General features: G+C 60.8%; 21 protein-coding genes and 1 tRNA gene. 7 read left to right on the top strand and 15 right to left on the bottom strand.

All coding sequences use genetic code 11. The annotated features are described in order from the left end of the window. Positions 1-83 precede the first annotated feature (83 nt). From EFR00_RS32980 to EFR00_RS10300, 11 genes are all read right to left on the bottom strand, one after another. Entirely contained in the window at positions 84-248 is a 165-nt protein-coding gene (locus tag EFR00_RS32980) for a hypothetical protein (protein WP_009993387.1), read from the bottom strand. Positions 249-372: 124 nt separating this feature from the next. Then, the gene (locus EFR00_RS10345; RefSeq protein WP_009993386.1) at positions 373-558 is read right to left on the bottom strand and encodes a hypothetical protein; all 186 of its coding nucleotides are present in this window, start codon (positions 556-558) and stop codon (positions 373-375) included. A 162-nt stretch (positions 559-720) separates the two neighbouring features. Beyond that, on the bottom strand, positions 721-1,470 hold the full coding sequence (locus EFR00_RS10340) for an ABC transporter ATP-binding protein (protein ID WP_077992283.1): 750 nt from the start codon (positions 1,468-1,470) through the stop codon (positions 721-723). After that, positions 1,467-2,300: an ABC transporter ATP-binding protein gene (locus tag EFR00_RS10335; protein WP_077992282.1), complete on the bottom strand. Its 834-nt coding sequence runs from the start codon at positions 2,298-2,300 to the stop codon at positions 1,467-1,469. The genes EFR00_RS10340 and EFR00_RS10335 overlap by 4 nt, the downstream gene beginning before the upstream one ends. Continuing rightward, positions 2,297-3,232 carry an ABC transporter permease gene (locus EFR00_RS10330; RefSeq protein ID WP_077992281.1) on the bottom strand — a complete coding sequence of 312 codons (936 nt, stop codon included), beginning with the start codon at positions 3,230-3,232 and terminating at the stop codon, positions 2,297-2,299. The genes EFR00_RS10335 and EFR00_RS10330 overlap by 4 nt, the downstream gene beginning before the upstream one ends. Continuing rightward, positions 3,229-4,299, bottom strand: coding sequence for an ABC transporter permease (locus EFR00_RS10325; RefSeq protein ID WP_183597817.1), 1,071 nt, complete (start codon positions 4,297-4,299; stop codon positions 3,229-3,231). The genes EFR00_RS10330 and EFR00_RS10325 overlap by 4 nt, the downstream gene beginning before the upstream one ends. An 18-nt stretch (positions 4,300-4,317) precedes the next feature. Further along, entirely contained in the window at positions 4,318-5,961 is a 1,644-nt protein-coding gene (locus EFR00_RS10320) for an ABC transporter substrate-binding protein (protein WP_077992279.1), read from the bottom strand. A gap of 100 nt (positions 5,962-6,061) precedes the next feature. Then, on the bottom strand, positions 6,062-7,120 hold the full coding sequence (locus EFR00_RS10315) for a dipeptidase (protein WP_077992276.1): 1,059 nt from the start codon (positions 7,118-7,120) through the stop codon (positions 6,062-6,064). Between the two features lie 257 nt (positions 7,121-7,377). Then, entirely contained in the window at positions 7,378-8,403 is a 1,026-nt protein-coding gene (locus EFR00_RS10310; RefSeq protein WP_077992273.1) for an ABC transporter permease, read from the bottom strand. Between the two features lie 34 nt (positions 8,404-8,437). Then, positions 8,438-9,979 carry a sugar ABC transporter ATP-binding protein gene (locus EFR00_RS10305; RefSeq protein WP_077992270.1) on the bottom strand — a complete coding sequence of 514 codons (1,542 nt, stop codon included), beginning with the start codon at positions 9,977-9,979 and terminating at the stop codon, positions 8,438-8,440. A gap of 69 nt (positions 9,980-10,048) precedes the next feature. Further along, on the bottom strand, positions 10,049-10,978 hold the full coding sequence (locus EFR00_RS10300) for a sugar ABC transporter substrate-binding protein (RefSeq protein ID WP_077992267.1): 930 nt from the start codon (positions 10,976-10,978) through the stop codon (positions 10,049-10,051). A 373-nt stretch (positions 10,979-11,351) separates the two neighbouring features. Between EFR00_RS10300 and EFR00_RS10295 the strand changes: the two genes are divergently transcribed. Then, a complete protein-coding gene (locus EFR00_RS10295) occupies positions 11,352-11,849 on the top strand; it encodes a DUF1993 domain-containing protein (RefSeq protein WP_077992264.1) in 498 nt (165 codons plus the stop codon). 6 nt (positions 11,850-11,855) lie between these two features. Here the strand turns inward: EFR00_RS10295 and EFR00_RS10290 are convergent, their stop codons facing one another. Together EFR00_RS10290 and galE are read right to left on the bottom strand one after the other, a co-directional pair. Further along, positions 11,856-13,400, bottom strand: a complete 1,545-nt coding sequence (locus EFR00_RS10290; protein WP_077992262.1) for an alkaline phosphatase family protein — start codon at positions 13,398-13,400, stop codon at positions 11,856-11,858. Continuing rightward, positions 13,378-14,361, bottom strand: a complete 984-nt coding sequence (galE, locus tag EFR00_RS10285) for a UDP-glucose 4-epimerase GalE (protein WP_077992259.1) — start codon at positions 14,359-14,361, stop codon at positions 13,378-13,380. Before galE ends, EFR00_RS10290 begins: the two co-directional genes overlap by 23 nt. 236 nt (positions 14,362-14,597) lie before the next feature. Between galE and EFR00_RS10280 the strand changes: the two genes are divergently transcribed. Then, positions 14,598-15,242 (top strand): ThuA domain-containing protein, encoded by a 645-nt coding sequence (locus EFR00_RS10280; RefSeq protein WP_077992256.1) that lies wholly within the window; start codon positions 14,598-14,600, stop codon positions 15,240-15,242. An 82-nt stretch (positions 15,243-15,324) separates the two neighbouring features. Here the strand turns inward: EFR00_RS10280 and EFR00_RS10275 are convergent, their stop codons facing one another. Next, positions 15,325-15,567 carry a DUF2934 domain-containing protein gene (locus EFR00_RS10275; RefSeq protein WP_077992253.1) on the bottom strand — a complete coding sequence of 81 codons (243 nt, stop codon included), beginning with the start codon at positions 15,565-15,567 and terminating at the stop codon, positions 15,325-15,327. Between the two features lie 237 nt (positions 15,568-15,804). Between EFR00_RS10275 and EFR00_RS10270 the strand changes: the two genes are divergently transcribed. Further along, a complete protein-coding gene (locus EFR00_RS10270; RefSeq protein ID WP_077992251.1) occupies positions 15,805-17,226 on the top strand; it encodes a DUF6880 family protein in 1,422 nt (473 codons plus the stop codon). Positions 17,227-17,398: 172 nt separating this feature from the next. Here the strand turns inward: EFR00_RS10270 and EFR00_RS10265 are convergent. Then, positions 17,399-17,473 (bottom strand) — tRNA-Gly (locus EFR00_RS10265). A 254-nt stretch (positions 17,474-17,727) separates the two neighbouring features. On the opposite strand from EFR00_RS10265, the gene EFR00_RS10260 reads away from it, so the two are divergent. The 4 genes from EFR00_RS10260 to EFR00_RS10245 all read left to right on the top strand — a co-directional run bounded on the left by EFR00_RS10260 (position 17,728) and on the right by EFR00_RS10245 (position 20,227). Then, positions 17,728-18,237 (top strand): prolyl-tRNA synthetase associated domain-containing protein, encoded by a 510-nt coding sequence (locus EFR00_RS10260; protein ID WP_077992248.1) that lies wholly within the window; start codon positions 17,728-17,730, stop codon positions 18,235-18,237. Between the two features lie 54 nt (positions 18,238-18,291). Further along, positions 18,292-19,266 carry a thioredoxin gene (gene trxA, locus EFR00_RS10255; RefSeq protein WP_077992244.1) on the top strand — a complete coding sequence of 325 codons (975 nt, stop codon included), beginning with the start codon at positions 18,292-18,294 and terminating at the stop codon, positions 19,264-19,266. Positions 19,267-19,342: 76 nt separating this feature from the next. Further along, positions 19,343-20,029, top strand: coding sequence for an LON peptidase substrate-binding domain-containing protein (locus EFR00_RS10250; RefSeq protein ID WP_009993760.1), 687 nt, complete (start codon positions 19,343-19,345; stop codon positions 20,027-20,029). Positions 20,030-20,038: 9 nt separating this feature from the next. After that, the gene (locus EFR00_RS10245) at positions 20,039-20,227 is read left to right on the top strand and encodes a Trm112 family protein (RefSeq protein WP_009993761.1); all 189 of its coding nucleotides are present in this window, start codon (positions 20,039-20,041) and stop codon (positions 20,225-20,227) included. Positions 20,228-20,244 lie beyond the last annotated feature (17 nt).

Genomic DNA, 20,244 nt, shown 5'->3' with positions numbered 1-20,244 from the left:
ACCGGGACAGATAAGATGCCCGGATTCACTAATTGCGGCACCCGCCAAAGCCCCGGCCGCTGCCGAGGCTTGTTATCCGCCAATTAACCGACGACGCCGAAGACCATCGCCACCACAAACAGAAATGCCGCAGTGAAAATTGTCCCATGGAGCACCGTCTGAAGCCTGTGACGCGCGGCGTGCGGCTTCTTGGTCGGTACGGAACCATAGTGGTTCACGTGAGTATGCGAAATACCCAGTTCTGCCATATGTCGCCTCCGTTGTTCGCGTGCGGCCGGTTGTGCGGCTCGCTGTTATATTTCTTATTCTCTATCAGGTAGGTAGAGATAAATTTCCGTCCAGAGGGAGCGGAAGAGAAAATTCGACCAGCTCTTAGCAGAGCGTGCGCCACGCCCAGATCAACGAGCGCTCGATGGCGTTCTCGTCCTGAGGCGGGTTGGAGGTCTCGATCAGGCGCCGGTCCTTTTCCGCAGGCATGGACACCGTGATCTGTTCTTTGCGGTTGGCTCTAGCCGGAGGATCGAGGTAGCCCATGGTCATCCCGCCGAGAAAGAACATGCCTTGACCTCCATCGATCACGAAAGCTAACAGTCGTTAACAGGATCATGACAGAAGCGGGGCAGCTGTCAATAGTCTAGTTGATTAGTCGTCTTTTAGGGAATCATTATCCATAACGCCGCCGCCCGCCGTTACTTTTCAAGGGCTTGAATTGATTGCCTTTCAGGCTTTGACGAACCCCTTGCTCGCGATCATCAAATTTCTCGTATAGTCCTGTTGAACCGCGCCCTCTGCCAACGCTTGCGAGCTCAATCGTTCGACAATGGCGCCGTTGCGCATCACGGCGAGCCTATCGCACATATGGGTGATCACACCGAGATCGTGGCTCACCATTATGAAGGTGAGTTTGCGGTCGCTGCGGATCTGCTCGAGCAGGTTCAGCACCTCCGCCTGCACCGAGGCATCAAGCGCCGACGTCGGCTCGTCGAGCAGCAGAATCGACGGCTCGACGATCAGCGCCCTGGCGATCGCCACGCGCTGCCGCTGGCCACCGGAAAGCTGATGCGGGTAGCGGAAACGAAAACCATTGCCGAGACCGACTTCGTCGAGCGCACGGGCAATGCGCCTGTCGTTGTCCCCGATGCCGTGGATCGCAAGCGGTTCGAGCAGCAGCCGGTCGATCGTCTGGCGCGGATGCAGCGAGCCATAAGGATCCTGGAAGACCATTTGCACGCGCCGATAGAAGGCCTTGCTGCGCTTTGCGCCTTTCAATGCTTCGTCGTCGACGTGGATCGCGCCGCCGCTGATCGGCGCAAGTCCGGCCACGGCGCGCAGCAAGGTGGATTTTCCCGAGCCGGACTCGCCGACGAGACCGAAGGATTCACCGCGTTCGACATCGATGCTGACGTCCTTCAGCGCGTGAAATTCATCGTAGACGACGCTGAGATTGTCGACATGGAGTGCTGCGCTCATGCCGCCCACTCCGGCTTGCGGTCGAGCACCGGCAGGGGATGACGGCTGGCGCCGATTTCGGGCATGCAGTTCAGCAGTCCTTGCGTATAGGGATGCTGCGCATGTCTGAGATCGGCGGCCGCAAGCTCCTCGACGATCTTTCCGGCATACATGACGATGACGCGATCGCAGAACGTGGAAACCAGCCGGAGATCATGGGAGATGAAGATCAATCCCATGCCGCGCTCCGACACCAGCCTGTCCATGATTCTGAGCACATCGAGCTGCACCGTCACGTCGAGCGCCGAGGTCGGCTCGTCGGCAATCAGCAGTTCCGGCCCGGCGATCAGCATCATGGCGATCATCGCACGCTGCCCCATGCCGCCCGAAACTTCGTGCGGGTGCAGGTCGAAGACGCGTTTCGGATCGCGGATCTGCACGGCCTCCAGCATGGCGAGCGCTCGCTCGCGCGCCTCCGCCTTGCCGACCTTTTCATGGGTGCGCAGCGTTTCGCAGATCTGCCGGCCGATCGTCATGACAGGATCGAGCGAATATTTCGGATCCTGCAGGATCATGGCGATGCGTTTGCCGCGCAGCCTGCGCCTTTGCCCGGCCGAGGCCTTGAGGAGGTCGATGCCGCTGAAATCCAGCCTGTCGGCCGTGACGATGCCGTGTTTCGGCGTCAGGCCCATGATCGCCCGGCCGGTCTGCGACTTGCCGGAGCCGGATTCGCCGACGATGCCGAGCCTTTCCTTGCCGAGTGTGAAGGAGACGCCGCGCACGGCCTCGATCAAGCCGGTGCGCGTGGGGTAGCTGACCTTGAGTGTGTCGACCGTCAGAAGCGTCGTCACTGGCCGCTCTCCTTCGGATCGAGTGCGTCGCGCAGGCCGTCGCCGAGCAGATTGAAGCCGAGGCTGACGATGAGGATGGCGATGCCGGGCATCGCCGCCACCCACCATTGATCGAGGATGAAGCGCCGGCCCGAAGCAATCATCGCCCCCCATTCCGGCAGCGGCGGCTGCGCGCCCAAGCCGAGGAAGCCGAGGCCGGCGGCCGTCAGGATGATGCCGGCCATATCGAGTGTCACGCGCACGATCAGCGAGGAAATGCAGAGCGGCATGACATGGCGCACAATGATGCGCAGCGGCGAGGCACCCATCAGCCTCACCGCCGAGATATAGTCGGACCGCCGCACCGTCAGCGTTTCGGCGCGGGCGATACGGGCATAGGGCGGCCAGGAGGTGATGGCTATGGCGATGATCGCGTTCTGGATGCCGGGCCCCAGTGCTGCGACGAAAGCGAGCGCCAGCACCAGCTTCGGAAAGGCGAGGAAAATATCGGTGATGCGCATCAGCGTCGCATCCACCCAGCCGCCGGCATAACCGGAGACGGTACCGACGATCAGGCCGATCGGTGCCGAGATGACGGCAACGAGCACGACGACCAGCAGCGTCAAACGCGATCCGTAAATCAGCCGCGAAAAGATATCACGGCCCTGATCGTCGGTGCCGAGCAGGAATTCACCCGTTCCCGGCGGCAGCAGCCGGGCATTGCGCAGATCGCCGACGACGGGATTGTGCGTGGCGATGATATCGGCGAAGGCGGCGATGAAAAGCAGCGCCACGATGATCAGCAGGCCGACGACGGCAAGCCGGTTTGCGGTGAACTGCCGCCAGGTGACATAGGCGCGGCCGAGCCGCGCCTGCATGCGCGATTGCGGCCGGTCGGACAGCAGCCAGTCGCGGCGGCTCATCGTTGGCAATGGGCTGGCGGGAGCCGTCATCGGTTTCGCGTCCTCGGGTCGAGCGTCCGGTAGAGAAGATCGGACAGAAGATTGATGCCGATGAAAACCGTGCCTATGACGATCGTGCCGCCGAGAACGGCGTTCATATCGGCATTCTGCAGCGAGTTGGTGATGTAGAGCCCGATGCCCGGCCAGGAGAAGACGGTCTCGGTCAGTACCGATCCTTCGAGCAGGCCGGCATAGGAAAGCGCGATGACGGTGACGAGCGGCACGGCGGCGTTGCGGAGCGCATGCCCCCAGATCACCCGTGTTTCCGAAAGCCCCTTGGCGCGCGCGGCAACGATATATTCCTGCGACAGCTCGTTCAGCATGAAGCTGCGGGTCATGCGGCTGATATAGGCAAGCGAGAAATAGCCGAGCAGCGAGGCGGGCAGGATGATGTGGCGGAACACATCATAGAAAACATCCCACTGCCCCTGCCAGGCGCTGTCGAGAAGATAGAAGCCGGTGATCGGCGTGAATGTATATTCGAAGACGATGTCGATGCGGCCGGGAAAGGCCACCCAGCGCAGCTGCGCATAGAAGATGACGAGCGAGATCAGCGCCAGCCAGAAGATCGGCACCGAATAACCGATCAGGCCGATGACGCGCACCACCTGGTCGGCGATACTGCCGCGGCGCACGGCGGCGAGAACGCCGAGCGGCACGCCGACGCAGGCGCCGATCAGCGTTCCGAGCGTCGCGAGCTCGATCGTCGCCGGCATGACGCGGCGGATATCGACCATGACGGGGTTGGTCGTCAGCACCGAATTGCCGAAATCGCCGGAAAGGACGCCTTTGACATAGATGTAGAACTGCTCATAGAGCGGCAGATTGAAGCCCATTTCCCGGCGCACCCGCTCGACGACATGGGTGGGAGCGCGGTCGCCGAGGATGGCGAGCACGGGATCGATCGGCACGACGCGGCCGATGAAGAAGGTGACGGCCAAAAGGCCGAGATAGGTGGTGACGGCAGCGAACATGAACCGCCCAACCGCCTTGGCTAAGGTGCTGGCACGGCCCTTTTTTGGCCGCGCCGCCACCTGTGTTGCTTCGATGGTGCTCAAGCGATCAATCCTGCCGGATCATTCCTTGGCGATCGGCCCGACGAAGTTGGTATCGAAGCTCGGACCCAGCTTGAAGTCCTTCAGGTTCTTGCGATAGCCGGCCACCTCGGTCTGCTGGAAGATAATGACGAAGGGGCTGTTGGCGAGGAACTTCTTCTGAATGTCCTCATACATAGCCGCACGCTTCTCAGCGTCGCGCTCGAGCAGCGCCGCCTTGGCTTGCTTGTCGAGTTCCGGCGCCTCCCAGGTGTTGCGCCACGCAAGGGTCTTCACCGTGCCGGCATCGGAATTGTCGGGATTGCTGGTGAAGGTGTCGGCATTCGAGTTCGGGTCGAAATAGTCCGATCCCCACTGACCAATATACATATCGTGGGTGCGGGCGCGATATTTGGTCAGCGTCTGTTTGCCGTCGCCGGGGATGATCTCCAGCTTCACGCCGGCCTGGGCCAGCGACTGCTGCATCGATTCGGCAATCCCGGTTACAGGCTGGGTGTTGCGCACGTCCATCGTCACCGAGAAACCGTCGGGCACGCCGGCCTTGGCCAGCAGTTCCTTCGCCTTGGCGACATCGAGCTTGTAGGGGTTCTCGTCGAGCGCGCCGAGTTGGCCCTCCGGCAGGAAGGTCTGATGGATCTCGCCGATACCCTTGATCAGGGTCGCGCCGATCGCATCATAGTCGACCAGATATTTGAAGGCTTGCTGGACTTCCGGCTTCTTCAGGTTCTCGTTCTTGTTGTTCAGGCTGACATAATAGATCGTGCCCTTCGGGGCGCTTGTCGTCGCCAGATCGGCATTCTTCGAAACGGCGTCGATATCGCCCGGTTCGAGGTTGCGGGCGATATCGATATCGCCGGCTTCGAGCGCCAGCCGCTGGGCGGCACTTTCCTTCATGTAGCGGTAGATGACGCGGTTGAGCTTCGGCTTGTCGCCGTAATAATTGTCGTTGCGCTCCAGCACGACGACTTCGTTGGCCCGCCATTCGCGCAGCTTGAAGGCGCCGGAGCCGGCATAGCCTGTTTTCAGCCACTCATTGCCGAAATCATTGTCGTATTTGTGCTCGGCATCCGGCGTTATCGCCTTCACATGCTCCAGCACGAGCTTTTTATCGACCACCGAGGCGACCGTCGCCGTCAGGCAGTTGAGCACGAAGCTCGGAGCATAGGCCTTGTCGACAGTGAAGACGAAAGTATTGGCATCGGCCGCCTTGGCTTTTTCGGTGACATTGTCGCCGGTCAGGCCGAACTGGGTAAGGATGAAGGCCGGGCTCTTGTCGAGCTTGACGGCGCGCTCGAACGACCATGCAACGTCTTCGGCGGTGATCGGATTTCCCGATGCGAATTTGAGGCCTGGTTTCAGCTTGAACGTATAGGTCAGGCCGTCATCCGAAACGCTCCAGCTTTCGGCAAGATCGCCTTTCACCTTGGATGTGTCGGCGAGATCGAGACGGACGAGCAGGCTGTAGCTGTTGCTGGTGATCTCTGCGGTCGAAAGCTCGAAGGCCTCGCCGGGATCCATCGTGATGATGTCGTCGATGGCAAAACCCTCGACCAGCGTGTCTTTGGGCGTTTCGGCGAAGGCGGCAGGTGCCGTCATCATCAGGAGCGAAAGAGCGGCTCCGGCGGAAAGCAGGCGGAAATTACGGCTGAGCTTGGTGATCATCATGGTCTGTTCCCCTGTTCTTGATTGATTACGAAGCGTTTTGTCGGTCGTGCCCCATTAAAACTATTGTCCGTTTTCAGCGCGTCCAGAGGCGCGCAGCGCTTTAGACGCAATCCTCCCGCCAAGCTTGTGCCAGAATACGAAGCCAATTTTCGCGGGCAAGTTTCGTGAGATCGGCCTCACCATAACCAACCTCCCGGAGAGCGGCAATCAGCTTCTGATTGCCGGCGGCATCGCCGATCTCTTCAGGAATGGTAGCACCGTCGAAGTCCGATCCGAGCGCCACACAATCGATGCCGATGCGGTTCACGAGATGGTCGATGTGACGGATCATGTCGGCAATCGGCGTATCGCTGTCCGAGCGGCCGTCCGGACGCAGCATGGCGGTGGCATAGTTGATGCCGACCAGGCCGCGGCTTTCGCGGATCGCATCGAGCTGCCTGTCCGTCAGGTTGCGCGCGACCGGCGTCAGCGCATGGGCATTGGAGTGGCTGGCGACCAGCGGCTGGTCGGTCGTCTTCGCCACGTCCCAGAAGCCCTTCTCGGTGATATGGGCAAGGTCGACCAGAATGCCGAGGCGATTGCATTCCCGCACCAGCGCATAACCGGCATCGGTGAGCCCCGGCCCGGTGTCCGGCGACATCGGGAAGGCGAAGGGCACACCATGGCCGAAGACGTTGTGCCGGCTCCAGACCGGCCCGAGCGAGCGCAGGCCAGCAGCATAGAATAACTCGAGCGCCGACAGGTCGGCGCCGATCGCCTCACAGCCCTCCATATGCATGACAGCGGCGAAAATCTCCTCCGCCATGGCGCCGCGGATGTCCTTGACCGTGCGGCAGAGACGCCACGCGCCGGCCTGGTCTAGCCGCAGCGCGATCGCTGCCATTTCTGTGGCGATAGCAAGGGAAGGAAGCGGATCAAGCGGGGCAGCCATCGGCGTGACATAACTGCCGTCGGCATCCGGATCGGCGAAGACGAGATCGCCCGAGGGAATATAGATGGCGCAGAGACCACCGGACAGACCGCCCGCTTTCGCCCGGCGCGCATCGATATGGCCGACCGTCGTGCCGTCCGCAAATTCCGCGATAGGGTCGCTGCCGTCTTTTGAATGTGTCCAGAGTCGAAGGAGAACGTCGTTGTGACCGTCAAATACGAATTGCATCTGTCTTCCTGCGCTGCCCTACTGCCTAATTCCTTAAATCGGAATCGATTTAAGGATAAAATTATGCAGCATTCAAAGTGCTACAGCGTCCTTTGCGCGTCTTTTCAGACGCGCGGCGCTGTAGCGGGCGAATGAAGCAGCCAGAATAGAAAAGCTGGTGGAATTCGCCATCTCTTTTTTTGAAAATCGGTCATCGGCGCCAAAACGAAAAACGGGGGCCGAAGCCCCCGTAAAATCATGAATGATGTCGGCCGGGATCAGTGCTTGCGGCGCTTCTTCTGTCTGTAGACGTCGATGACGACAGCCGCGACGATGATGAAGCCTTTGACGATCTCCTGGTAGTAGGCGTCGATCCTCAGGAAGGTGAAGCCCGATGTCATGACGCCGAGGATGATGGTGCCGATGACAGTGCCGGTGATGCGGCCGACGCCGCCGGTCAGCGAGGTGCCGCCGATGACGGTCGCGGCAATCGCATCGAGCTCATAGCCGACGCCCATGCTTGCCTGCGCGGTTTCCGCGCGTGCCGCCGTGACGATGCCGGCAAGGCCGGCGAGCAATCCGGCAATCACATAGACCTTGACGAGATGCGCCTCGATGTTGATGCCGGAGACGCGCGCCGCCTGCGGGTTTGCGCCTATGGCATAGGTGAACTTTCCGTAACGTGTGTAGCGCAGCGCAATATGGAAGATCAGCGCGACGACCAGGAAGACCACGACCGGCCAGGCCTTGGTTCCGATGAAGTGAAACTGCTCGGTGATGCCGGAAACCGGCTGTCCCTTCGTGTACCACTTTGCCACGCCGCGGGCCGACACGAACATGCCGAGCGTTGCAATGAAGGGCGGGATTTTCGTGTAGGCGATCAGCGCGCCGTTCGCCAGACCCGCAGCCGCGCCGATCAGCAGGCCGACCATGATCGGCACGAAAGCCGGTAGGTCGGTCAGGGACGGAAAGACCGCCCGTCCCCAGGTCGACGATTGGGCGAAGCTCGTGGCGATCATCGCCGTCATGCCGACGACGGAGCCGGATGAAAGATCGATGCCGCCTGTGATGATGACCTGCGTGACGCCGACGGCGATGATGCCGATGACGGAAACCTGCAGGATCATGATCGTCAGGCGCTGCGAATTCATCAAGAAACTTTGGCCGATGAACATCCAGCCGAGCACTTCATAGATCAGCGCGATGCCGAGGAGCACGAGGAAAATGCTGAGCTCAGTCGGTATGCGCCGCCGCCTCTGCCGGGTTGCGAGCGGAGCCGCGCCCTCTGCTGCCTTGGTACTCATGTCAAACCTCCCTTGGACGATTACAGACGGCGCATCACTGCGCAGCCAGCTCCATCACCTTGATCTGCGTTGCTTCATCGCGATTGAGGAAACCGGTCACGCGTCCCTCGTGCATGACCATGATGCGGTCGCTCATGCCGAGAACCTCGGGCATCTCGGATGAGATCATGATGACTGCCACGCCGTTTCGCGCCATTTCGGTGACCAGCCGGTGAATTTCCGCCTTGGCGCCGACATCGATGCCGCGTGTCGGCTCGTCGAGGATCAGGATGCGCGGATTGGTGAGCAGCCAGCGCCCGATCAGCACCTTCTGCTGATTGCCGCCGGAAAGATTTTCTACCCGTTCGTAAAGATTGGGCGTCTTCACCCGCAGCTTCTTTGCCATGTCTTCGCAGGTTGCCTCGATGGCGCCCTGCTGCACGAAGCCGCCCTTGACATATCTGTCCTGGAGCACGGCGATCTGCATGTTCTCGAGAATATCGAGGATCAGCAGACAGCCGGTATCCTTGCGGTCCTCGGTCAGGAACGCCATCTGGTTGCGGATGGCCTCGGTCGGCGAAGAAATCGTCACCGGTTTTCCGTAGAGCTCGATGGAGCCGGAGCTTGCCGGCGTCACGCCGAAGAGCGTTTCGGCGACATTCGACCGCCCGGAGCCGACAAGGCCGGCCACCCCGAGGATCTCACCTGCCCTTACCTCGAAGGAGACGTTCTTGAAGACGCCCTTGAGGCAAAGATCCTTGACGGAGAGCATGACCTCGCCGATCGGCACCTCTTCCTTGGGGAACATCTGGGTGATCTCGCGCCCGACCATCATGCGGATGATGTCGTCGCGGGTGACCTCGGTCGACGCATGGGTGCCGATATAGCGGCCGTCGCGGAACACCGAAAACTCGTCGGCGATCTCGAAAAGCTCGTTCATCTTGTGGGTGATGTAGACGATGCCGATTCCCTGCGCCCTGAGGTCGCGGATAATGCGGAAAAGATGCTCGACCTCGCGCTCCGTCAGCGCCGAAGTCGGCTCGTCCATGATCAGCACGTCGGAATTATAGGAAACCGCCTTGGCGATCTCGACCATCTGGCGGTTGGCGACCGAGAGGTAACGGACCTCGATATCGGGATCGATATCGATATTGAGCCGGGCAAACAGCTCCTCGGTCATGCGATGCATCACGCCGTGATCGACGAAGCCAAAGCGGTTCTTCGGTTCCCGGCGGATCCAGATATTTTCGGCCACGGTCATGAACGGCATCAGGTTCAGTTCCTGATGGATCATCGCAATGCCGTTCTCAAGCGCGTCGAGCGGAGATTTCAGCTGGATTTCGATCCCTTTCAGCCGGATATCGCCTTTATCGGGCGTGTAGATGCCGGCGAGGATCTTCATCAATGTCGATTTGCCGGCGCCATTTTCGCCCATCAGCGCATGCACGGAAGCGCGCTTTAGCCGGAACTGTACGTCGTCGAGCGCGACGACACCGGGGAATTCCTTGCGAACGCCCTCGGCGCTCAACAGAAACTCCGCATTCGGGACGGCGCCGCTTGCGCGCACGGCGGCCATGGTTGTCGGGCTGACGGCCATATCATCTCCTCCGGATACGGACAGGCGGAAAGGATGCGGGCTGAGCCCGCATCCTGCTTGGCACTCGCCTCAGTTCTTGGCGACGAAGTCCTTGACGTTTTCAGGGGTGACGAGCTGGAAGGGGATGTAGACCTTCTTCTCGACCTTTTCGCCCTTGGCAAGCTTAAGGGCGGTGTCGAGCGCGCCCTTGCCCTGACCGGCGGCATCCTGGAAAACGGTGACGTCGAGGTCACCTGCCTGCATAGCGGCCAGCGCGTCCTGCGTGGCGTCGACGCCACCGATGACGACCTTGCTCATATCCTTGCCGGCTGCCTTCAGCGCCTGGATAGCACCGATCGCCATTTCGTCATTGTTGGAGATGACAGCGTCGAATTCGATGCCGCTGGAGAGCCAGTTGGTCATCAGGTCGGCGCCCTGGGTGCGGTCCCAGTTGGCCGTCTGCTCTTCGACGATCTCGATGCCCTTACACTCATCGGTCTTGATGACGTCATGGATGTCCTGGGTGCGCATGCGCGCAGCCTGGTTGGAGAGCTCGCCCATGATGACGACGGCCTTGCCCTTGCCGCCGAGAATGCGGCAGATTTCCTTGGTTTCCAGCGTGCCGGATTCCTGCTCGTTGGAAGCAACGAAGGCCTGCTTTTCCGGCAGCGTGTCGACGTTGACCGGCTGGCGGTTGACGTAAACCAGCGGAATGCCGGCATCAGCGGCGAGCTTCGACATCGCCGTCGTTGCGTCTGTATCAACCGGGTTGACGATGATTGCATCGACCTTGGAGGCGATGAAATTCTGGATCTGGCTCTGCTGCTTGGAAACGTCGTTCTGCGCGTCTTCGACCTGCAGGGTGACCCCGCTCAGCGTCTTGGCGTAATCGGTCATGCCGTTGCGCAGCACGGTCAGAAAGTTGTCGTCGAACTTCGCCATCGACACGCCGACCGTTTCCGCGTGAGCGGCCGCCGACATGACGAGCGCCATCGCAGTGCCCAGGATGAACTTTTTCATTTTACTTCCTCCACAAAGCGGTGCCCGGCTGCACCCTCCTCACGCCGGAGCCCCGGGCATCTGCCCTGAAGCCGCAATTCGCTACGCCGCCTCTCCCGCGGCGTCCGTAAAACGGAACAAACAAACCGTAAAATTTGTTCTGCGGAATATTCATTCCATTTTCTGGGAACGGCGTCAAGCCTCTTTAGCGGCAACGAGATGTTGATCGGACGCGCAACGCCATGATCTTCATGACCCGGCGCCTGCATGAGCCTCATTGCAGAAGGCTAACGGAGCCTCCATCTATGGCGGGGTCGAAGACAGGTGCACCGCCGCAGGCGCATTCGATCTCTCGCTGCGGCCTGATTATTTGAAGATTTTGGAGACAGGACAAATGTCCATTTCGATCTATCGCCTCACCGTTCCGATGTTCCAGCGCGGCCTCGCCAGCCTGAAAACCTATCTCGACAAGGCCGAAGCCTTTGCGCGGGAAAAGAAAGTCGATCCCGCCATATTGGTCGCTGCGCGCCTTGCGCCCGACATGCTGCCGCTTTCCGGCCAGTATCAGCGCGCCAGCGACAGCGCCAAATTCACCCTGGCTCGCCTGACCGGCACCGACGCCCCGAAGTTCGAAGACAATGAGAAGACGTTCGACGAGTTGCGCGAGCGCCTGGCAAAGACCGAAGCCTATCTCGCTACATTTTCGGCGCAAGCGCTGGAAGGCGTGGAAGGCCGCCAGATCACCCTGCCGGGCAACAGCGGTATCGTGCTTCCGGGTGATGAATATGTCACCATCTTCGCGCTGCCGAACTTCTATTTTCACGTCGCGACCGCCCACGCCATCCTGCGCAATCAGGGTGTGCCGGTCGGCAAGCGTGATTATCTCGGCTAAAAGGGGTCAGGGCCGGCGCGTCACCGGCCCTTTTTCCGTCAATTCGGTATAGGCAAGCGTCTGATCCAGATGCCGCGCTCTCAGCGACAGCAGCTTTTCGGCATATTCAAGCCGGGTGGCCGCATAGGCCGGATCAGCCGCGACATTTTTGAGCTCCATCGGATCGTCGCTGAGATTGAAGAGCAGCGGCGGCAAGCCGGCAAAATGCACATATTTGAACCGCGCATCGCGGATCACGGCGAGATTGCATTGGTTGGACCTGAGCCCGAAATGCCGTTCCGCCTCGCCGGCGGCGATGTCGCGGAAATCGAACTCCCAGAATGCCGCATCCCGCCATCCCGGCTCGCTCCCGCCGTTGACGAACGGCATGAGCGACCGGCCGTCGAGTCCGTTTTTCGCCTCGATACCGAGCTTTTCGCACAATGTCGGAAAAATATCCGCAGCGCTGGTGAATTGTTCGACGCTTCCGCCTGCGGCGCCGCTTGCGGGATCGCGAATGACCAGCGGGACATGATAGCTGCCGTCGAAGAAGCCACCCTTGCCGAGCGTCCAGTGATCACCCGCCATCTCGGCGTGATCGGACGTGAAGACGACAAGCGTATTTTCCCAAGCGCCTGCATCCTTCAGCGCCTGCCAGATGCGGCCGAGCTGGTCATCGACCTCCGCTATCATGCCGTAATAGATCGCCCGGATCGCCGCAAAGTCCTCGGCGTTCCAGCCGCTGAGCGGCCCGGTTGCACCATAGACGAAGCTGCCTTTGTCGGAGCGCGGCATGGCATAGGCAAGATAGGGATGGCTTGCCTCTTCCGCTTGGGCGTTTGCCGCACGTGCATATGCCGGCCCGTCATCCGGCCCGAACATCCGGTTGAACGGTTCCGGCGCGGAGAATGGCGGGTGCGGACGCAGGAAAGAAACATGCGCGAACCACGGTCTGTCCTGTTCGCCCATCCAGCGGATGAACTCGCCGCTCAGGAAGGCCGTCTGGGTTTCGTCGCGGGAATAGGCCGGCGCCGCATCGGAGATTGCTCCCGGCTCTGCGCCGACGGGTATATGGATATCGCGGCTGATGGCTTCGGTGTGGCCGCGGGATCTGAGCCAGGAGAGCCATTGTCTCTCATGCTCGGGCAGAAGCTGGCGGGCGGTGAAGCCAGGCAGCACACCTTCATAGGTCGTCAGGTGCGGATCATCGGCATCCATGCCGCGCGGATCGGGCGCCGTATCGGTATAGCCAAACAGCGTCGGGTCGTACCCCGCCCGCCGGGCCGCCAGCGCCAGATTATCGAAACGGGCGTCGAGCGGCGTGCCGTTGCGGCAGACGCGGTGGTTCATCTGGTAGAGGCCGGTATAGAGCGTCGCCCGCGCCGGCGAGCAGGGGGCAGTCCCGGCATAATGCTGCCGGAAGAGCGTGCCTTCGCGCGCCAGCGCATCGATATTCGGCGTTTCGACACACGCATGACCAGCGGTCGACAGACAATCGCCGCGCCACTGGTCCGCCGTGATCAGCAGGACATTCGGCCTAGCGCCCCTTTCAATGCTGGTTGGTTTTGGCATGCCAGTTCCAGGCGGAGCGGATGATCGCGGACAGATCATATTGCGGCACCCAGCCGAGCACGTCGCGGGCCTTGTCATTATTGGCGACCAGCGTATGCGAATCGCCCTCGCGACGGCCGATATATTCGACCGGGAACGGCCGATTCGACACGTCCTCGATAGCGCCGAGCAATTCCTTGACCGTCGTGCCCGTGCCGGTGCCGAGATTGAGCGCGACGGACTCTCCGCCCTTCAACAGATATTCGACGGCGCGCACATGCGCATCGGCAAGATCGAGCACATGGATATAATCGCGCACGCAGGTGCCGTCGCGCGTCTCGTAATCGCTGCCGAACACCTTGAAACCCTGGCGGCGGCCAAGCGCCGCATCGATCGCCAGGGGGATCGCATGCGTCTCCGGCTGATGCCACTCGCCGATCCGGCCTTCGAAATCGGCGCCGGCGGCGTTGAAATAACGCAGCACCACCGAGCGCAGGCTCTTATACTGGTCGTAATCGGCGAGCGCCTGCTCGACGATATATTTCGTCCGCCCATAAGGGTTGATCGGCACCTGACGGTGCGTCTCGTCGAGCGGCACGCTCTGCGGCAGGCCGTAGGTGGCGCAGGTGGAGGAGAAGACGAAGGCGTTGATGCCCGCGGCCTGCGCCGCCGAAAGCAGCGTCAAGGTGCCGATCACGTTGTTCTCATAGAAGGAAACCGGATCCTTGACCGATTCGCCGACCTCGATCAGCGCCGCGAAATGCAGGATCGCCGCCGGCTGGTGCTTGGCGAGCACCTCGTCCACGCGGGCGCGATCGCGAATATCGCCTTCCTCGGCCGGCCCCCATTTGACGAACTCGCGGTGGCCGTTGGAAAAATTATCGAAGACGACAGGCTTGTAGCCCTTGTTCGCCAGGTCGAGGCACGTATGCGAGCCGATATAACCGGCGCCGCCGACCACAAGAACCGTTTCACCTGCCATGCACCACCCTTGTTGTTCTTAAAAGACGGGAGAAACCTAGACGAGATACACGGCAATAAAAAGAAGGAACTGCGACAGGCGTGAACGGCAATCGCTCAAATGCCGAACCGCCCGACGCCCCGTACGATTTGTGCCGAATCGGCGATTCGTGAATTATTCGCGTGATTTGCGTAACCGCCCGTTTTAAGGGCTCATGTGGTGCAACGGTCCGCAGCAATCAGCCAGGGAGCGCGTGAATGAGGAAGGCATTGGTCGTCTGGGGCGGCTGGCAGGGCCATGAGCCGGAGCAATGCGCCCGTATCGTCGCCGATCTCTTGCGCGAGGACGGCTTTGCGGTCGAGGTGACCGGCGATCTCGGCATATTCGGATCTCCGACACTGGCGAAAGCAGATCTGCTGGTGCCGATCATCACCGGCGAAAAGCTCGAGAAGGATCATGCCCTTGGCCTGGTCGCAGCGGTGCGCGGCGGGCTGGGGCTTGCCGGCCATCATGGCGCGCTCGCCACCTCCTTCAAGGAAAGCGCGCCTTTCCGCTATGTCGCCGGCGTCACCTGGGTCGCCCATCCCGGCAACATCATCGATTTCCGCGTCGCCGTGACCCGCCAGGACGATCCTGTCATGGAGGGCATTCCCGACTTCGACTACCGCTCGGAGCAGTATTACCTGCATTTCGATCCCACAGTCGAAATCCTGGCAACCACCACCTTCACCGGCGCATACGATCCGGCCGCCCGCAATGTCGTGATGCCGGTCGTGTTCAAGCGCCATTTCGGTGCCGGCCGCATCTTCTATTCCGCTCTCGGTCATGTCGCGGCCGAATTCGACCATCCCTACATGCCGCTCATGCTGCGGCGCGGCCTCAACTGGGCCGCTCGCCGGTAGGGTCGCAAGACGACTGCCGGCAAGGCCGACCATCGCCTGGATTGCCGCTGACTATTTCGATGCACGAGGAATTGGCAATCGCCTAACGCGCCGCTTTCAGCTGCAGGTCGTCCTTGGTAGGGGGCGCAACCCGCATCAGCCGCCCGGCTGCCTTCAGCTTCGCGATGAGATCGTTTCCGTCGGGCGAAGCCTTCGTCAGCTCCAGCTGCTCGAACTCCTTGAGCGCCTGCGCCCAATGGCTTTCCCCGCGCCCATCCGGCCGGCCTTCCGATTCCCACAGCGAATAAGCGCGCTGGCTGACCCAGGCGTCCTTAGTGTGACTCATAACCAACCCCAGCCGAAGAATTTTTGGAAGAAAATATCGATGGGCGACAAGGTGCCAAAGCGGGCTTTAGGAGTCGTTACGAGGCAGCGTTATTTTTTGGCTAACGGCCATGATTTCGGCGAGACTAACCGCCGATAAAGTCATACGAATTCGCGATACCACGCTTGCGCCTCCTCCTCGGACTTGGAGTGATTTGAATACCGAGTTAGGGTCGGCGCGAAACGACAGCGGTGATCCATGGCAGCAAAGACCACTCTCAACGCGAAGAACCTGGAAGCTCTCGGTGCACAACGTCTCGCCGAACTGCTGATCGAAATCAGCACCGGCAGCGCCGCCCATAAACGGCGGCTTCGCATGGAACTGGCCGGCAATCAGGGCAGCAGCGAGGTCGCGCGTGAGATCCGCAAGCGCCTTAGCAGCATCGCTCGAGCGCAGAGCGTCATCGAATGGCACAAAGTAAAAGCCATCAATGCGGACCTCGAAACGCAGCGATCCGCGATCGTCACCGTCGTGGCCGCCGACGATCCGAAGGAAGCCTTCGATCTCATCTGGCAATTCCTTGCCGTTGCCGATTCGATTTTCCACCGATCCAACAGCAACGACATCGCCTTCCTCGAGACGTTCCATCAGGCATGTGCCGATGCCGGCGTCATCGCCAGCTCCGCGGGCATCGGTACCGATGTCCTTGCCGACAAGGTCTTTACGGTGTTGCAGGATAACGACTACGGCCAATATGACCCGCTGATCGCCGAGATGGTTCCGGCGCTGGGCAAGGACGGCCTCGAACATTTGAAGGGCCTCCTGGTGCAATGGTTGAACGAAGCGGAGGAAGAGCCTGCTGACGCCGACAGGAAAATTCTCGACTGGGGCGGCAGCGGACTGAACGAGATCTATGCCAAGCATCGGCAACAGGCGGCGCGCATCGCTCTGCAGGACATTGCCGATGCCCAGGATGATGCCGATGCCTTCATCGCCCAGCAGCCGGAAGAGACCTTAAGGGCGCCGATGGTCGCGATCGCGATTTCCGACCGCTTGCTCCTGGCTGGACGCGCCGAGGAAGCATTGAGGATTTTGGACGGTGTCGATCACCGGTTCGAAATGCCTTTTGAATGGCAGGAAGCCCGCGCCGAAACGCTCGAAGCGCTCGGACGAGTGGAGGAAGCGCAGGCCTATCGATGGCAATGCTTCGAGCAGTCGCTGAACGGGGAGCACCTTCGGACTTTCCTGCGAAAGCTCGCCGACTTCGACGACCTCGAGGCCGAGGAGAAAGCATTCACCTTCGCACACGGCTTTCCCGATGTTCATCGAGCCCTTGCCTTCTTCCTCACCTGGCCCGCCCCTGCCGAGGCAGCCAAACTTGTCTCCAGGCGCCAGGCGGAACTGGACGGCGAGCTTTATGAACTGATGACGCCGGCCGCTGAAATGCTGCAGGAGAAACACCCACTCGCAGCAACCATCGTGCTGCGCTCGATGATCGGCTTCGCCCTCGATTGCGGCCGATCCAGCCGTTACAGGCATGCCGCGCGTCATCTGGCGGAATGCGCTTCGCTTGCGCCTCATATCGACGATTTCGGCAAGGCCCAACCCCACGACGCTTATGTCAACGAACTGATCCGTCAGCATGGAAAGAAGCATGGCTTCTGGAGCTTGATGGGTTAGGCCGCATAGCCGATTTCACCAACGGAAAGGACATCGCTATGAGGTGACTGACGCCACCTATGCCGAGAGCAGGCAGCGACAAGCGTTTGCATAAGACCCGTTCGCAACGAGGTTGTCATCGATGTCACAAGGACAGTCTGCTGCCGCGTCTTCTATATGATGCTGGGAAAACTGGAGCGGGCGAAGGGATTCGAACCCTCGACCCCAACCTTGGCAAGGTTGTGCTCTACCCCTGAGCTACACCCGCTCAATCCGCATCGGTCCGGGGTAGTCGTTGGACCGTGGGCGCCGCCTCGTGGCGACGGGCGCTATATGGCCTAACGGATTTTCAAATGCAACAGGGAAATGACGAAGAGACGAAGAAAAATTCGTGCGGTCGCATGAGCCCGGAGGAAAGGCCGCAAATGTGGGGGTAGGGCGTCGGTGGCGAAGATTGCCAAATGATCTGGACGGACTTAATCAGGACGCCTTACTTTTTCCTCGCCACCAACGGATTGCCCGATGCCCGAAAACACGCCCAAGACGAAAGACGATCTGTTTGCCTTTCTCGACGGGCTCGGCATCGCCCATAAGACGGTCGATCACGCGCCTGTTTTCACCGTGGCAGAATCGGTTGCGCTGCGCGACGAGATCCCCGGCGGCCACACCAAGAATCTCTTCATCAAGGACAAGAAGGACAGGTATTTTCTGCTGACCGTGGAGGAGAATGCCGAGGTCGACCTTAAGCAGGTTCACACCCTTATCGGCGGATCCGGCCGGGTTTCCTTCGGTAGGGCGGAGAAGCTGATGGAATATCTCGGTGTCATTCCCGGCGCGGTCACCGCCTTCGGCGCAATCAACGATACGGCAGGAAATGTCACCTTCGTGCTCGATACCGATCTGATGGCTGAGGAGACCGTTAACTGCCATCCGCTCTCCAACGACGCGACGACATCGATTGCAAGCGGCGACCTCGTCCGTTTCATGGAAGCGACGGGACATAAGCCGCTTGTCTTGAAAGTGACGTCCTGACATACGATTTTAGCGCTACAATGATGCCGGCAGGATCGGCGGCGGGAGATACCTATGAGCGGCAGCGACAACCCCTATAACGGTTCCTTCGGAAATCAGATGACGGCGACGACAAGCTTCGGCGCTCAGCCTGCACCCGCGGCTGCGGCCGGCAGCTACATCACCGACACGACGACCGCCAATTTCGGCAAGGACGTCATCGAGGAATCACGTAAACAGCCGGTGCTGGTCGATTTCTGGGCGCCCTGGTGTGGCCCGTGCAAGCAGCTGACACCGGTCCTGGAGAAGGTGGTCAACGAAGCCAAGGGCCGCGTTCGGCTGGTCAAGATGAACATCGACGACCATCCCTCGATTGCCGGCCAGCTCGGTATTCAATCGATTCCGGCCGTCATCGCCTTCGTCAACGGCCGTCCCGCCGACGGCTTCATGGGGGCGGTGCCGGAAAGCCAGGTCCAGCAATTCATCGACCGCATCGCCGGCCCGGCCGGCGCCGACGAGGCCGCCGAGATCGAAGCCGTGCTTGTGGAAGCGGCAGAACTGCTGGCCGCCGGCAAGATCAATGAGGCCGCTCAGCTTTACGCCGCGGTGATGCAGGCCGATCCCGAAAATGCCAAGGCGCTTGCCGGCATGGCCGAATGCATGATCGCTGCCAACCAGCATGAGCGGGCGCGCGAAACTCTGACTGATCTGCCGGAGGAGCTCTCGAAAGATGCCGGCATCCAAGCTGTCTTGAAGAAGCTCGACCAGATCGAGGAGGCGCGCAAGCTCGGCGACCCCGTTGCCCTCGAACGTGACCTGGCTGCCGATCCCGACAATCACGAAGCGCGGCTGAAGCTCGCCAAGATCCTCAACGTCGAAGGCCGGCGCGACGAGGCGGCCGAACATCTGCTTCAGATCATGCGCAAAGACCGCAGCTTCGACGATGACGGCGCGCGCCGCCAGCTTCTGCAGTTCTTCGAGGTTTGGGGTTTCAAGGATCCGGCGACGGTTGCCGCCCGCCGCAAGCTTTCGGCGATGCTGTTCTCCTAAGATTAGAATATCGGCCCTTGCGTTTTTAAGCGGGGGCACCACATTCTCGTCAGAACGGGCATGCCCGTTTACAAGAATGCGGGACGGTTTCATGCAAGTCGGTAATGCCAGATACCTGAAGCCGGGCGATCTGCCCGATGCCATCGCCGTCTTCCCGCTGCCCGGGGCCCTCCTCCTGCCGGCCGGACAGCTTCCTCTCAACATCTTCGAGCCGCGTTATCTGACGATGCTGGATGCAGCGCTTGCCGGAAACCGGCTGATCGGCATGGTGCAACCGGCGCTCGGCGACCATGAGGACAAGGGGCACGAGCCCAGTCTTGCCACCGTCGGCTGCCTCGGGCGAATCACCTCCTTCGCCGAGACCGGCGACGGGCGCTATATCGTGTCGCTGACCGGCGTCTGCCGCTTCCGGCTGCTCGAAGAGAAGGTAACCGGCAATCCGTTCCGCACCTTTCGGATCGCGCCTTTCATCGCCGACCTCTCGGCGGAGAACGAGGAGGAGGCGGTCGATCGCACCGCCCTGCTCACCGCCTTCAAAGCCTATCTCGATGCCAACAAGCTGGAGGCCGACTGGGAGAGCGTCGAGCGGGCGAGCAATCTGACGCTGGTCAATTCGCTCGCTATGATGTCGCCCTTCGGACCGGCCGAAAAACAGGCTCTGCTGGAGGCGCCCGATCTCAAGACGCGGGCCGAGACGCTGATCGCCATTACCGAAATCGTGCTGGCGCGGGTCTTCGGTGACTCCGACACGGTTCTGCAGTAAACTTCGGCCATGGACGAAAAACTGAGCCGCGTCGATCCGAAACTGCTGGAGCTCCTGGTCTGCCCGCTCTCGAAGGGCCGGCTGTCCTATGATCGCGAACACAATGAGCTGGTTTCGGAAAAGGCGCATCTTGCCTATCCGATCCGCGACGGTATCCCGATCATGCTGGTGTCCGAGGCGAGGCGCCTCGACGAGTAGCGCTTTTCATCCTTGTC

This window comes from Rhizobium sophoriradicis, assembly GCF_003939025.1.
Classification (GTDB): Bacteria; Pseudomonadota; Alphaproteobacteria; order Rhizobiales; family Rhizobiaceae; genus Rhizobium; species Rhizobium sophoriradicis.
The sequence above is the reverse complement of the archived record's forward strand: the minus strand, read 5'-3'. Positions and strand labels throughout refer to the sequence as shown.